The organism is Pseudomonas khorasanensis (assembly GCF_014268505.2).
GTDB classification, from domain to species: domain Bacteria; phylum Pseudomonadota; class Gammaproteobacteria; order Pseudomonadales; family Pseudomonadaceae; genus Aquipseudomonas; species Aquipseudomonas khorasanensis.
Window position 1 is genome coordinate 175,449 of sequence record NZ_JABWQP020000010.1, and the last position, 13,179, is coordinate 188,627.

Consider the following 13,179-nt stretch of genomic DNA (forward strand, 5'->3'; position numbering starts at 1 on the left):
GTTATGGATTCCATTTGTTGGAGAGTGCAGGCCTTATGGTTTTCAGGTCCGGCAGGTTGTCCAGGAAGTTGTCCGGGTAATAGCCGAAACTGGTTGCGCCCTGACGTTTCAACCGTCCCATCCAGTCCGCCAGATGCGCGGCATCGATGTCGGCCTGATCCTTCTTGTTCCAGTCCCGCGCCTGCAATTCGAACACCGTGCGGTTAAGCGCACCGGGCCGTTTCTTGACGGTGGCCACGAGCGCTTCCAGCCATGGGCCGGACTGCGCCTGGGTCTTTTTCTCCATCAACGGCATGGCCATCGGCGCCGTCCAGTCGTAGGTGGCGAGGAAGTCGTCGAGGTTCTGCGCAAACCACGCTTCGCTGTCGGGATTGAGCATCGGCTCGGCGAAGATGTTGCGTGCCGTCAGCACCTGCGGGCCGCGAATGGCACGGACCTTGGCGGTCAGTTCGTTGGTGAAGTCGATCAGGTAACGGCTCTTGAAGCGCGTCCAGCGTTGCATCGTGGCGGGATCGTTGCGCAGCGCAGCAATAGACCCCGGTAAACCCTGGGCGGCGTAGGCCTTCAAGGCTTGAGGTGTGGCGTCTTCAAAGTCCGAGAGCACCGCGTCGTCGTGGTAAAGGATGCCATCGACCGAGGTGAGGCGTGCTACGTCTTCGTAGATTTCACCGATGATCCGGCGTACTTCGGGGTCGAACGGCGACAGGCGTTTGTACTGGCTCGGTTCGACCGACGTGGTGCCGGTTTCAGGGTCCCAGCGGGTCACGCGCGGCAGCTTCGAATCCAGTTCAAAGCTCAGCACTGGCATCCACGCGTACACCTTCACATGGGCGCGGGTACGCAGTTGCCAGGCGACGCGGTCGAAGAGGTCGGCGCGCACCGGCAAGTGGCGGTTGGGGAAGTACAGCGAATGCACCAGCCCATCACCTTTGGGATCGGCGAAGGCTTGCAGGAACACCGTGTTGGCACCCAGGTCGGCCATGCGCTGCACCAGTTTGCCGAGATTGATGTCCTGCTGCGCCGGGTCCGGGTCGTAGACATTGTCCAGATCGACATGCACCACGCGCATCGCCGATTCGGCCTGCACCGAAACGATGCTATTGGCGAAATGTTCACCGTCAGGATCGGAGGCGACCAGGAAGCGCGGCCCGCTCATCAGGTTATCGAGGGTGTCGAGACCGTCGTCCAGCGTCAGAGCCATTTCATAGCCCTCCTCGCCGACCACAGTCAACGACGTGCCGTCCGCGGCCCCGTACGGCCATACCCAGACGCGCGGTTTGTAACCCGTGGCCTTGCGGATTTTTTCGGAAATGTTCTTCACATCGGTACGAATGCGCGCCTGGAAATCGGCTTCGGATTCGTAGCGTTTGGTGACCGGGTCATAACGCCGGGTTGCGGCGGCCGGCTGCAGGTTGCCCTGAGGGTTGGCGAGGATGCCTTTGTGGTTGGCGTCGGTGTGGGCGGCGATTTCAACCAGCCCGGATTTGGAAATCTCGCGCACCTGCTCCCAGGTCAGGAAGTCCGAACGCTTGCGCGGCGTGCCGGCAAAATCCACCGGCTGATTGAGCGGCGTGTCGATCCAGGTGCCGACCGGCGCCAGCAAGGCGTGCCAGTTGTAGGCCCGCAATATCGGCAGCACGCGGGTATAGAAGCTTGCGTAACCGTCATCGAAGCTGAGCAATACCGCTTTCGCCGGCAACTGCGGGCCGCCCTTGCGCGCGGCCATGATCTGGTCGACCGTCACGGGTTTGTAGCCGTTCTCGCGCAGCCAGGCGAGCTGCTCGATCATGCGTTCGGTGCGCACCGCCACCACTGCCTGATCGGGATCGCGGTCTTCGACGTCGTGATAGGCGATGCCAAGCACATGGTTTTTCGGCCACGGTTGTTCACTGGCCGCGATCGGGCGCTCGGAGGGCGGCGCGAAGGCCGGGGCTTGCTGGGCGCAGGCGCTGATCAGCAACGCTCCCAGCAGAAGGATGAAACGCGAGATAAAAGGCATCTTCAAACTCTTCTAGAAGCGGAAAGTGAGGTCGACGAGCAGGCGCAGATCAGTTTCCCGATCACCGTCGTAAGGCCGGTTGATCACACTGAACATGCCACCCACATCGAACACGTCATTCCAGGCATACCGTTGACCGTAACCGAGCAACGCCATGCCGCCGGTGCCGTGGTCGCGCTGGCTGTACGTGCCCGCGCCGGCCTGGAATTGCTGGCTCCAGGACGTTTCGTAGCGGTGGTAGAGCACGTGATTGATGTTGAGCAGCGGCATCACGCTGAAGTCGGATTTGGGGTTGAAATACGGCACGTCATCGGATTTCGAGTTGTGGCTGCTGCCGACTTCCAGACCGGCGTCGACCTGAATGTTCGGCGCGCTGTAGAGCCCTTCGCGCCCGGTCACCAGGGCTTCGACGCGGTTGTTGCCGTCGCTGAAGTGCGACGGGCTGACCGACACGCGCCACTCGCGGCTCTCGTTGGCGCGCCAGCGCAGGAACGCGCTGCCGCCGTTGGCCTTGATGTCGCTGTTGAGGGCGCGCAATGGCGTTTCGGCGGACAGGTATTCGAGGCTGCCGCCGTATTGCCAGTGATCATTGATGTCGCGGGCAATCGCCAGACGCGCGCCCTGCTTGTCGCCGAAGCCGTAGTCGTGATTCGACACTTCGGCTTCGAGGGTCATGTCACGGGTGCGCCGCTCCAGGCCAACACGCTGGAAGCGATGATGGCCGGTGCCTTCGGCGAAATCACCGGTGGCATAACCAGCGCCGGCAAACACGCGCCAGTCTTCGTTGATCGGCGGGCTGTACAAGGTGCTCTGGATACCGAAATCACGGCTGCCGCTGACCGCACCGGCATCGCCGCTGCCACCACCGTTGGCCTTGCCGCCGTAGGCTTCGACGCGCAATTGGGCCATGTCGTGGACTTCCCGCTCGCGGGCCAGACGCTGCACCTGGCGGTTGTCCGGATAGCGCGCGACCACGTCGTCGACCAGCGCATCGTTCTGCCGCCATTCCTGCAGTTCCATCGCCGTGCGCGCCTGAGCGACTTCCAGACCCGCATCGCGCGGCGCCAGGCTCTCGGTTTCCTTGAGCTGATTTTCGGCGCGGCGCGGCCATTGACGGGCCAGGTAGAGATCGGCCTGGGCCAGACGCAGGCCGAGGTTGCCCGGCGCTTGATCGACCAGGGTCTGCAGGCGCTCCTCGCCGTGGGGCAGGTCGGCACTGTACGTACCGGCCTGCGCCGCGAGTTGCTGGGCATCCATCCATTCATCGTTCGGGTTGCCGATCGGCAAGCCCTTGAGCTCGACGCGCGGACGCTGGGCTTTCGCCGCGTCTTCGGCAACCTTGCGGGCCTCGTCGGCGCGGTCGCTTTCCAGTAGCGAGTAATACAGCGCCGTCGTGTCTACAAGGCGATCACCGACATCGGCGTCCGGCGCCGAGAGCACCTGGCGATAAAGATCGGTGGCGATTTCCGGCTCACGCTGATCCAGATAAGACGCCGCAACCCAACGCAGGGCATAAGTCGGAGTCTGTACGCCTTCGGCTTGCAGTTTCTGGTACTCGCTGATGACATCAGTGGTACGCGCGCGGGCCTTCAGCGCGCCCATGCGATCGATGCGCCAGCGCGTCACGTCGTCGTGGGCGTTAGCGTCGGGCGTCCAGGTGGCGAGCAGTTTGTCGTAATCGGCCAGCGCGCGGTCGGCGATGACGTAGCGTTCCTTTTCGCTGCGGGTGGCCAGTTCGGCGAGGCGCACGCGCTCGGCAGCGAGATCGCCTTCGAGGCGGCGCAGGGTCACCGGATCGATCAGCCCCGGGCGTTGACTCGCCAGGCGCAACGCCGGCTCGGGCAGACGCGCCTTTTGCAGGGCGACTACGTATTCGCGAGCCACTTCAGGTTTGTTGCCGGCGCGGATAAAAGCCTGATCGAATTCGAAGAGCGCGTCGTACTGTTTGCCGGCGCGCCCGAGTGCGTAACCCAAGGCGAGGCGGCGTGACGGATCATCGGGTTTGGCTGCCACCAGCGCCTGGGCTCGGGTCACAGCCTGGTCGGGTTGGCCGGCATCGGCCTGGGTCAGCGCCAGGCCCAATTGCAGGTCGGCGTTGTCCGGTTCCAGCGCCAGCGCCTTGTTATAGACCTGGGTGGCCTGATCCCAGCGCTTGAGGTTGCGGTAGGCACGGGCGGCGGCGGTCAGCGCTTGAACCGGCAGGACGCGGTCGCGGCCCTGGGTTTCATAGATCTGGACGACTTCGGCATCAAAACCGGCCCAACTGGCGATTTGCAGATGATCGCTGATCTGCCCGTCACTGGCCTGGCCGGGCGGTAACTGACGCAGCACCGTCAACGCAGGCGTGTAATGCCCGGCGCGGGCATCGCGAACCATCTCGTCATAGGGCGTGTCGGCCAGCGCCATCAGCGGCCAGAGCAACTGGCCGCACAGGGCGAATCGGAACAAAGGGCGCAAACCACGATGTAATACAGGACCATCAATACGCGGCATTCGTCAGCATCCTTACATGGCCAGCCGGGTCGCGATGCCCTCCTTGCCCATTCGTAACGGTGGCCGACAATGACAGCCCTCGGCCAAGCTTGGTGAGGCAGTCTGCACGCAAGCGTAGTTGAATTTTCACAACGCAATAATTGTTCAGAATCGGTCGGGTTATTGCGCAAACCCCGGACAGCAAAACGCCCGGCGCCTGTTCAAACAGGGGCCGGGCGTTGCTGAAGCGTGGGGCGGATTATTGTTCTTGGGTGACGCCGGCGAACTTGCTCATCAGGAAGCCAATGAACTGTTCGACGGTCATTTTCTGGCCATTGAAGTCCACCTGATTGGCCGCGTAATGCAGCTTGGTGACGACGTTGGTGCCGTCGGCAACAGCCAACTGCGAACCGACCGCCATGCCAGCGAACATATCGGCCGCTTCCTTCGACTGATCAACGATGGCTTTGGCGTCAGTCTGGCCATCGAGTTGCGCCTGTACGCTCAGCAAATCGACCAGCATCGGTTTGGACACCTGAATATTCAGGTCGAGCAGCGCGATCAGTTGCTTGCCGAGTTGATCCGGCGGCAAATCCATCGATTGCGGCTTGGTCAGGTCGATCACCAGATTGGCGCGGCTTTCACCGTTGGCAGTGTTGAACGAGAGGTTCTCCAGCGCCAGTTGCGGGCCGGCGGCCAGCAGTTTCTGCAGGTCGGCTTTGACCTGGGCGCTTTCTGCTTCGGTCAGGTTCAGCTCCGGGGCCGGCAAGCCCTGAGCGGCGGCTTCGGCGGCGGCTTTTTCGTAAGGCTGCAACTTGGTCTGGTAGATCTGCATCAACGACATGGTCGACGGAATGTCGAGATTCTTCAGGCTCATGGCCATGGCCGCCGAACCGACCTTCTTGTCGTTGAGCGTCACTTCGCCGATTTTGTAGTCGGCACGGCCCGAGGCGTTGCTGCCGCTTTCTTCGGTGCGATTCTTCATTTCGAAGTTCTTCACACCCAGCACCATCGGCTTGGCGCCGAAGGTGGTTTTGCTGCTGGTCACTTCCAGGGTGTTTTCCCCGGTGTAGTAGCCGTAGCTGCTCTTGGCGAGGTTGCTGGCCAGGGTCAGACCGTTGATCTCGACTTGCACAGGCGCCTGGTCTTCAGAAACGGTGACCAGTTTGAGGTTGTCCACATAACCGTCGGCCTTGACCTTCTGAGCCTGGGCGCTGGCGGCGATGTCCATGCTCAGCCCTGAGAACTTCAGGCTTGACTGCTCATCCAGCGCGGTTTCGAACGGCACCAGATTAAGGGTGCTGGTGGTCGATTCGTCGTAGCCAATGTTGGTCACGCCTTTGAGCGGCGCGGCGCCTTTGGTGGCGGCAAACCATTTTTCCGTGGACGGGCTCTTTTCCAGCTCGTAGTTACTGGTGGCCATGACGGGCAACCATTTCAGCGAAACCAGGCGCGAGAAGGGCAGCGGGCCGTGTTCGATGTGGTCGACGAACAGCAACTCGACCGGCGCATCGCCGAACATCTCGCCTTCGCCCTTCAGGCGATAATGCGCGGTGCTGGTGAAGGTGTGGCGTTCCAGCGATACCAGTTCCAGCGACGCCGTACCGTTGGAGCCGGCCATGGCAGTCTGCAGCTCTTTGTTGGCGTTGGTGACGGCGTTGTTCAGTACGCCTTCGATCTTGGTCCCGGTGTACCAGGCCCCGCCTGCGCTGATGGCGCCGATGGCAACAACAATCCCGAGAAGCACGCCTGCTGATTTATTCATGAATGACCTGATCGATTTCCGTGGCTGTAAATGGGGACGTCTTCCTTGAACCCGAGATGGGGTCGCGGCTCGACTGTGCGTAATTCAGCGGTGGAGATTAGCACCGGGCGCAGGCGACGGCCCAATGTTTAAAGGTTAAAGAGTGTCCATGGACCGTTGAGAGCGCGAAAAGATCGTCCGATCCTTTGATCTCAGGAATACTGGACCTCAACCTCATCCAGCTGATGATCAAAGCTTTTGAGCCGCGCCGTCCAGGTATAAACGAGCACTTCAAAGTCCCGATCGATCACCGCTCCGCCGGTCGTGTCCGCCCGCACATCGCAGAAATCCAGCTGATAGCGTTCACGGGCCATGGCCGTGGCGACGTCGGACAGTTCCCGGGCGTTGTTCAGCCAGTGCCAACCTTCATCGGCAATCTGCTTGTCGAGTTCCAGGCATTGTTTCTTCAGCGCTTCGAGGCTCTTCTCCAGCGGTGTGCCGGTGAGTTCGCCCATGACTTCGGCAAACGTCCGCCCAGGCTGCCAGTAACTGCCCCAGAAATAGCGATCGAACACGGTTTCTACCCGGCGCAGGGCGACCTTGGTATCCCAGATCAGGACCAGCATCTTGCCCCGCTCCAGCTGGCGTTTCTTGACCCGCTGCACCTGGATCGACGTCCACGCAACCACGACGATCGCCATGACCGCGATCAGCGCAACGGCGCTGTCGAGGAAAATCATCGCGGTGTCGATCTCATGGGCCAGCATGATCCCGTAGAAATACGTGGCCGAGAGCAACACCAGCGCTACCAGGACGCACCAAAAACCGAGAGCGTAAGGGTTTTTCATTATTGGTTTCCCCTGAACCAGCACTTGCAATGTGCGCTGAAGGGACGCTTTGCACGGGGCGCCCCTCCAACACTTCAAAGCATAGCAACGGGCTCAGGGTTTGTTGGCGTCTGAAGTGTGCGTTCGTCCGCTTTCCCAGCCACCGCCCAGCGCGAGGAACAAATCGATCTGGCTCATCGCAACCTGGGTGTTGGCGGCGGCCAGTTGTGCGGTGACATCGGTGTAGGTGCGCGTCGCCTGCAGATCGGCGAGGAAGGACTCGCGGCCAGCCTGGAAGAAGCGGTGGGTCTGCTCGGCCGCGAGCTTCGCCGACTGCTCGGCCTCGGCCAGTGCGTCGCGGCGTTGCAGCAACGCGCTGTACTGCGCCAGGCCGGTCTGGGTCTCGCGAATGGCGTTGAGCACTACACCGTCGAAATGCGCCAGCGCACCCTGAGTGTTGGCTTCAGCTTCGCGAATGCGCGCGCGTGCGCCGTTGGTCGGCACCTTCCAGCTCAGCGACGGGCCAAAGCCCCAACGATTCGTCGAGGGGTCACCGAGTTCGTCGGCGATCCCGACGGTGCCGATGGTCGCACCGATGCTGATGTCGGGGTACAACTCGCCGGTGGCGACACCGATACCGGCGGTGGCCGCCGCGAGGCGCCGTTCGGCCTGGCGAATATCCGGACGGCGCTTGAGCAGCGCGGCGCCATCACCCACCGGGACCAATTGAGCGATTTTCGGCAGTTCGGCGCAACTGGCCGTGCCCGCCGGCAATTGATCGACCGGTTTGGCCAGCAGCATCGACAGACGGAACAGCCCGGCCTGACGCGCAGCTTCATAACGCGGCAGGTCGGCGCGCAAGGACTTGAATTGGGTCTGTGAACGGGTGACCTGGGTTTCATCACCTCGTCCTGCGTCGCGCAGACGCTGGATCAGCGTCGTGCTTTGCGATTGCAAGTCGAGGGAATGCTGGGCGATTTCCCGTTCTTCGTTGGCGGCACACACTTGCGTGTACGCGCGGACCACGTCCGCCACCAGGGTGATGCGCGCGGTGTCGGCAGCCGCCTGGGTCGCGTCGGCATTGGCTTTCGCCGCTTCGATGCCGCGTTGCAACGTGCCCCACAGGTCGAACTGATACGAAGCGCTGATGCCGATATCGGCAACGTTGGACACCGGGACTTTCTCCGGCAGCAAGAACGCCTGACCGGATTCCTGTAGACGTTGAGCCCCCATTTTTACCCCGCCGCTCCAGCCGCCGGCGGCTTCGGCTTCGTCAACCTGAGCGCGAGCGCGTGACAGATTTGCCGCCGCCACGCGCAGATCGGTATTGGAGGCCATGGCCTGCTGCACCAGTTGATCAAGCCGTGGATCTTGATACAGCCGCCACCAGTGCGCAGGCACTGGCGCCGACACCACCGGTTTGCCGGCCACTGCCAGCTCACCCTGAATATCTTTGCGCTGCACCGCCGCATCATCGGGCACTTGATAATCCGGCCCGACCATCTGACAAGCCGACAGCATCACGCCCAAACCGACGATCAACAACGCCCTGCTCATGGCTGGGGCTCCTGCGGCTGGTCGTCGATGATCGACACGGTGGCGGTGCGCCCGGCAATCATGCGGAAGTCTGCCGGTACGTCATCAAAAGCGATGCGCACCGGAATCCGCTGCGCCAGCCGCACCCAGCTGAATGCTGGGTTGACGTTGGGCAGCAGATTGCTGCCGCTGGTGCGGTCGCGGTCTTCGATACCGGCGACGATGCTCTCGACATGTCCGCGCAGTTTCGCGCGGTCGCCGATCACGCGGATATCCACTGATTGCCCGACATGAATGCCGTCGAGCTTGGTTTCTTCGAAATAGCCATCGATGTGAAACGAATTGCTGTCGACCACTGACAACACCGGGCGCCCCGCCGTGACGAATTCCTGCGGGCGCGGCGCGCGGTCGTTGACGTAACCGTCGACCGGGCTGCGGATCACCGAGCGGTCGAGGTTGAGCTGCGCACTGTCCACCGCCACCCGCGCTTCGGCCAATGCCGATTGCGCACGGGCTACGCGCGACTGGCTCTCTTCCAGCTGCTCGGCCGGCACCAGATTGCCCAAACCTCGATTACGCTTGGCTTCGCGCTGCGCCTGAGCGAGGGTTTCTTCGCGGTCCGCGACGGCGGCCTTTGCTTGACGCAGGGCCAGTTTAAAGCGGTCCTGATCGATGCTGAACAACACCTGACCGCGCTTGATCAGTTGGTTGTCCTTTACTTCGACCTGCTGGATCAGTCCGGACACGTCCGGGGCGATCTGGATGATATCGGCGCGGATATGGCCGTCGCGGGTCCAGGGCGCGAACATGTAATACATGACCATGCGCCAGACTAGGACAACGGCAAACGTCACGATCAGCAGGGTCAGCACCACGCGACCCAGGGTCAAAAACGGTTTTTTCATGTCATCAGGTATCGACTGAGTGAGTCCACGCCGTACAGCAGCACGGCATAGAGCGCCACGTTGAACAATGCCCGGTGCCAGACCAGACGGTAAAAGTGCAGGCGCGTCAGCACGCCATGCACCAGCAAAAACAACACATAGGTAATGCCCATCAACACCAGCAGGGTCGGCAGGAAAATGCCGCTGATATCCAGATCACCGATCATAGGGGCGCTCCATCGGGCAGCGGTTCTTCGGGCTCGGCGCTGGAGACGAATTCGACGCCGGGCAGCAGCGCCAGACGCAAACCGCTCAAGGCGTGCAACAGGTGCAGACGGGTCTCATCGTCGCCCTGGCCATTCAGCGCTCGGCGGGTGCGATCCAGTGTCATCAGCAATCCGCTCGGTGCGGGCAGACGTTCGCCTGATTTGAGGCAGGCGCGAAAATACTCGCCAACCTCGGCCACCACTTGCTGCAACAACGCATTCGGCGCGCCAGTGACGCGCGGGGTGTAGGCGAGCAAGTCCAGCAGGTTCAGACCGACGCGCACTTCACGCATTGCGATGCCAGTGTCCTGGCCGGTCAAGGCCAGACGCGGCAGATGCTGCATCAGCCGATCGAGCAGCTGCACGCCCAACTGCCGATGCTCGGCGAGGTTGGCCGGCTCGGTCATGCTGACGATGTCTTTCCAGCTGAATCGGGTCAGGCGCTTGGCCGCCAGCTCGGCACCGAACGGGCGCGCGACCAGTGTCCAGATAAAGGCGAACAACAGCCCCAGCGGCCCGGCGAGGTTGGAGTTTACGAACGCGAAAAAATCCGCATCGTACGCGCCCTGAATGCTGATGAACGACGAAGTGTTGACCAGCGTCAGCAGCATGCCGAGGTAAAAACGCGGCTGGACCGTCAGCGTGCCGATGCAAATGAACGGCACGGAAAACGCCAGTACCAGCATCGGAAAATCATGCAGGTTGGGCAGGATTAAAAACAGATACAGGCTGGCGAACAGTACCGACATGCCGGTCCAGAAAAAGAACCGGTAAATCTGCGGCGCCGGATCGTCCATCGATGCAAAGAAGCTGCACGCCACCGCCGCCAGAATCACCGCGCTGCCGCCATCCGGCCACCCGAGCAGGATCCATAGCACCGAAGCGACGATGATCGCCAGAATGGTCGAGGCCACCGAATAGAGCATCAGCCCGCGATCAATGAACGGCGTCAAACGACCGAGGCGCCAATGGCGATAGACCGCGCGCCAGCTGTCCTGGCGCTCGCACAGAATCGCATCCTGCAGGCTGCGGCAGTCCTGCCACAAATCGATGAATTCACCGAGGCGGTAAATCGCGTTGGAGAACAGCAGCTGCTTGCGATCCTCCAGCGCTTCAGCGCTCGGTTGCAGCGCGTCGAGCTGTTCTCTGAGTGCTTGCCAGCGATCTAGATCGGCGTCTGCATGGCTCAACCATTCGCGGGTCGCTGTCAGCAGCGGCTGGAATTTTTCCACCAGTTCCGGCGTGCGGCGCTCAAGGGCATACAGCGAATCTTCAAGCGCATCGATCACCGGCAACAAATGAATCATCCGCCCGCGCAGTTCCTTGGTGTTGCGCACGGTTTGCGGCCGCGCGCCCTCATGAGGCAGCTGGCCGATCATCAATTCGAGACTGTTGAAACTGGCGACCATGGCCATGCGCAGCGCGGTGACTTCTTCAGGCTGCACGTCGCGGCCGAGAAACTTCAGGCTGTAGCTCGTCGCGTCGGTGAACCACTTGCCCACGGCATCGTTGAACACCGGCGCCAGGCGTCGCGGCCAGAACATCGCGCCAACCACGGCGGCGACGGCGATGCCGAGGAAAATCTCTTCGGTGCGCGCCTCCGCCACGTCCCACACCGCCAGCGGATTATCGACGACCGGCAAGGCAATCAGCGGCAAGGTATAACCGGCGAGCATCAAGGCGTAGCTGTTGGCGGTGCGCAAATGCAAGGACATGAACAGTAAAATGCCGGTCCACAACGCAATGACCACGACGAGCACATAAGGGCTCTGCACAAACATCGGCACGAACAGCACCGCTGCCGCAGCCCCCAGAAAAGTGCCCGCCGCCCGGTACAGAGCCTTGGAACTGGTCGGGCCGAGAAACGGACTGGAGACGATGTACACCGTGGCCATCGCCCAATACGGACGCGGCATTTGCATGAGCAAGGCGATGTGCAGCGCAATCATCGACGCTGCAAAGGTACGAACCCCGTAGAACCAGTCACGGGCCGGCGGGAAGCCTGCGAAAAAAACGTTCAAGAACTGACCACCACCGGCGACCTGGCCGCCTCAAAAGCCCTGAGTACCCGAAGCGTTGCTTCCAGATCACTGCGCTCGACGCCTTCCAGCACCTCGAGGCGCAAGCGCACCAGCTCGGCTTCCACCGCTTGCACCAACTCACGGCCGGTCTCGGTCAGGCTCAGGCACTTGGCCCGGCGATCCTGAGCGTCTTCCGTACGACAGACGTAACCGGCATGGCACAGCTGATCGAGCAGGCGAACCAGCGACGGACTCTCCATCCCGGCCGCCTGCGCCACTTGCACCTGGCGCACGCCCTCGCCCAGACGCCCGATCATTAACAATGGAACGGCGCAGGCTTCGGAAATTCCATAGTTGACCAGCGTGGTCTGGCAGATTTTCCGCCAATGCCGGGCGGCAACCACCATGGCACTGCTGATGTTCATCTGGAGACTGTCGAGGGAATCGGGCACGGGAAAACGGACACTGTTAGTTTGCTAACTATCAATATCGCATCGCGGGGGATTTTCAGTCAAGTTTTGAAACAAATTGTGCCGCTGGTCGCCCATCTGTACGGGCGGTTCACAATTTTGTACTGCCAAGGTATACACGTCATCAGTACTTTTTACTGGAGCGTGAAATGTCAAAACAAGCCGTTTTTACCATGAAGCTGGAGCCAGAGTTGCGCGAAGAATTCATGGCCGAAGCCGAGGCTGCACATCGGCCGGCTTCGCAAATCATGCGCGACATGATGCGTCAGTTTGTTCAAAGCCAACGAGAGGCGCGCGAATACGAAGCCTTCCTGCAGCGCAAGGTAGAGATCGCGCGGGAGTTCGTACGCGCGGGCGATGGCATGACTAATGAAGAGGTGGAAGCCGAGTTCGCTGCCAGGCGCAGGCGGGCAGAAGATCAATTATGAGGATTATATGGACGCCAGCCGCCGCACAGGATCGTGCAGACATTTGGAATTATTTGCAGGCCGCCAACCCGAGAGCGGCCATCGAGATGGATCTGCGCTTCAATGAAGCGGTGCACCGCCTTTCCGACAACCCACTGAGTGGCCGTGCCGGACTCGTTGCCGGTACGCGCGAAGTCATACCCCATCCCAGTTACCGTCTCGTTTATCAAACGGAGCGGGACGCAGTCTGGATCATGGCGCTGGTTCATACGGCGCGGGCCTGGCCTCAGCCAAAGTGATCACCCCACCCGCCCCTTGCGCAACATCACATTCAACTGATCCACGACTTCCGCCCAGTCCGCGTCCTCCAGAATCTCGTCGCGCAGAAACTGCGCCTGGCTTTTCGTCCAGAAAAACGCGTCGGCCAGATGCAATTCCGGTTTGAGCGGGGAATGGCTGGCGATGAATTGGTCGATGCTGACCGGGTCGTCGGCGAGGCCGAGTTGTTTGAACAGGGCCGGTAGGCTGTGCTGCGGATTTTCCATGATGCAAC

The 13,179-nt window shown here is 61.5% G+C and carries 12 protein-coding genes; 2 read left to right on the forward strand and 10 right to left on the reverse strand.

Translation table 11 applies throughout. The annotated features are described in order from the left end of the window. Position 1: 1 nt before the first annotated feature. The 9 genes from pgaB to HU727_RS19825 form a co-directional block, all read right to left on the reverse strand. Positions 2 to 1,999, reverse strand: coding sequence for a poly-beta-1,6-N-acetyl-D-glucosamine N-deacetylase PgaB (gene pgaB / locus HU727_RS19785; protein WP_186533994.1), 1,998 nt, complete (start codon positions 1,997 to 1,999; stop codon positions 2 to 4). A 12-nt stretch (positions 2,000 to 2,011) separates the two neighbouring features. Beyond that, a complete protein-coding gene (gene pgaA, locus HU727_RS19790) occupies positions 2,012 to 4,492 on the reverse strand; it encodes a poly-beta-1,6 N-acetyl-D-glucosamine export porin PgaA (protein WP_186533995.1) in 2,481 nt (826 codons plus the stop codon). Between the two features lie 238 nt (positions 4,493 to 4,730). Continuing rightward, entirely contained in the window at positions 4,731 to 6,236 is a 1,506-nt protein-coding gene (locus HU727_RS19795; RefSeq protein ID WP_186533996.1) for a YdgA family protein, read from the reverse strand. A 191-nt stretch (positions 6,237 to 6,427) separates the two neighbouring features. Further along, positions 6,428 to 7,063, reverse strand: coding sequence for an NADH:ubiquinone oxidoreductase subunit N (locus tag HU727_RS19800; RefSeq protein WP_186533997.1), 636 nt, complete (start codon positions 7,061 to 7,063; stop codon positions 6,428 to 6,430). A 93-nt stretch (positions 7,064 to 7,156) separates the two neighbouring features. Then, on the reverse strand, positions 7,157 to 8,599 hold the full coding sequence (locus HU727_RS19805) for an efflux transporter outer membrane subunit (protein ID WP_186533998.1): 1,443 nt from the start codon (positions 8,597 to 8,599) through the stop codon (positions 7,157 to 7,159). After that, on the reverse strand, positions 8,596 to 9,483 hold the full coding sequence (locus tag HU727_RS19810) for an efflux RND transporter periplasmic adaptor subunit (protein WP_186533999.1): 888 nt from the start codon (positions 9,481 to 9,483) through the stop codon (positions 8,596 to 8,598). The genes HU727_RS19805 and HU727_RS19810 overlap by 4 nt, the downstream gene beginning before the upstream one ends. Then, on the reverse strand, positions 9,480 to 9,689 hold the full coding sequence (locus HU727_RS19815) for a DUF1656 domain-containing protein (protein ID WP_027611129.1): 210 nt from the start codon (positions 9,687 to 9,689) through the stop codon (positions 9,480 to 9,482). The genes HU727_RS19810 and HU727_RS19815 overlap by 4 nt, the downstream gene beginning before the upstream one ends. Beyond that, the gene (locus tag HU727_RS19820; RefSeq protein ID WP_186534000.1) at positions 9,686 to 11,749 is read right to left on the reverse strand and encodes an FUSC family protein; all 2,064 of its coding nucleotides are present in this window, start codon (positions 11,747 to 11,749) and stop codon (positions 9,686 to 9,688) included. Before HU727_RS19820 ends, HU727_RS19815 begins: the two co-directional genes overlap by 4 nt. Further along, the gene (locus HU727_RS19825; RefSeq protein WP_186534001.1) at positions 11,746 to 12,174 is read right to left on the reverse strand and encodes a MarR family winged helix-turn-helix transcriptional regulator; all 429 of its coding nucleotides are present in this window, start codon (positions 12,172 to 12,174) and stop codon (positions 11,746 to 11,748) included. The genes HU727_RS19820 and HU727_RS19825 overlap by 4 nt, the downstream gene beginning before the upstream one ends. A 194-nt stretch (positions 12,175 to 12,368) precedes the next feature. Between HU727_RS19825 and HU727_RS19830 the strand changes: the two genes are divergently transcribed. Together HU727_RS19830 and HU727_RS19835 are read left to right on the forward strand one after the other, a co-directional pair. Continuing rightward, positions 12,369 to 12,647, forward strand: coding sequence for an antitoxin of toxin-antitoxin stability system (locus HU727_RS19830; protein WP_186534002.1), 279 nt, complete (start codon positions 12,369 to 12,371; stop codon positions 12,645 to 12,647). After that, positions 12,644 to 12,925, forward strand: a complete 282-nt coding sequence (locus HU727_RS19835; protein WP_186534003.1) for a type II toxin-antitoxin system RelE/ParE family toxin — start codon at positions 12,644 to 12,646, stop codon at positions 12,923 to 12,925. Before HU727_RS19830 ends, HU727_RS19835 begins: the two co-directional genes overlap by 4 nt. Here HU727_RS19835 and HU727_RS19840 read toward each other — a convergent pair whose 3' ends face one another. Next, on the reverse strand, positions 12,926 to 13,171 hold the full coding sequence (locus HU727_RS19840) for a DUF2789 domain-containing protein (protein ID WP_186534004.1): 246 nt from the start codon (positions 13,169 to 13,171) through the stop codon (positions 12,926 to 12,928). Positions 13,172 to 13,179 lie beyond the last annotated feature (8 nt).

What these genes read in the sequence shown, in the direction of transcription:
- HU727_RS19835 (WP_186534003.1), top strand. Translation starts at nt 12,644, where the DNA reads ATGAGGATTATATGGACGCCAGCCGCCGCACAGGATCGTGCAGACATT.
- HU727_RS19795 (WP_186533996.1), bottom strand. Translation starts at nt 6,236, where the DNA reads ATGAATAAATCAGCAGGCGTGCTTCTCGGGATTGTTGTTGCCATCGGC.
- pgaB (WP_186533994.1), bottom strand. Translation starts at nt 1,999, where the DNA reads ATGCCTTTTATCTCGCGTTTCATCCTTCTGCTGGGAGCGTTGCTGATC.
- HU727_RS19815 (WP_027611129.1), bottom strand. Translation starts at nt 9,689, where the DNA reads ATGATCGGTGATCTGGATATCAGCGGCATTTTCCTGCCGACCCTGCTG.
- pgaA (WP_186533995.1), bottom strand. Translation starts at nt 4,492, where the DNA reads ATGCCGCGTATTGATGGTCCTGTATTACATCGTGGTTTGCGCCCTTTG.
- HU727_RS19810 (WP_186533999.1), bottom strand. Translation starts at nt 9,483, where the DNA reads ATGAAAAAACCGTTTTTGACCCTGGGTCGCGTGGTGCTGACCCTGCTG.
- HU727_RS19825 (WP_186534001.1), bottom strand. Translation starts at nt 12,174, where the DNA reads ATGAACATCAGCAGTGCCATGGTGGTTGCCGCCCGGCATTGGCGGAAA.
- HU727_RS19830 (WP_186534002.1), top strand. Translation starts at nt 12,369, where the DNA reads ATGTCAAAACAAGCCGTTTTTACCATGAAGCTGGAGCCAGAGTTGCGC.
- HU727_RS19840 (WP_186534004.1), bottom strand. Translation starts at nt 13,171, where the DNA reads ATGGAAAATCCGCAGCACAGCCTACCGGCCCTGTTCAAACAACTCGGC.
- HU727_RS19805 (WP_186533998.1), bottom strand. Translation starts at nt 8,599, where the DNA reads ATGAGCAGGGCGTTGTTGATCGTCGGTTTGGGCGTGATGCTGTCGGCT.
- HU727_RS19800 (WP_186533997.1), bottom strand. Translation starts at nt 7,063, where the DNA reads ATGAAAAACCCTTACGCTCTCGGTTTTTGGTGCGTCCTGGTAGCGCTG.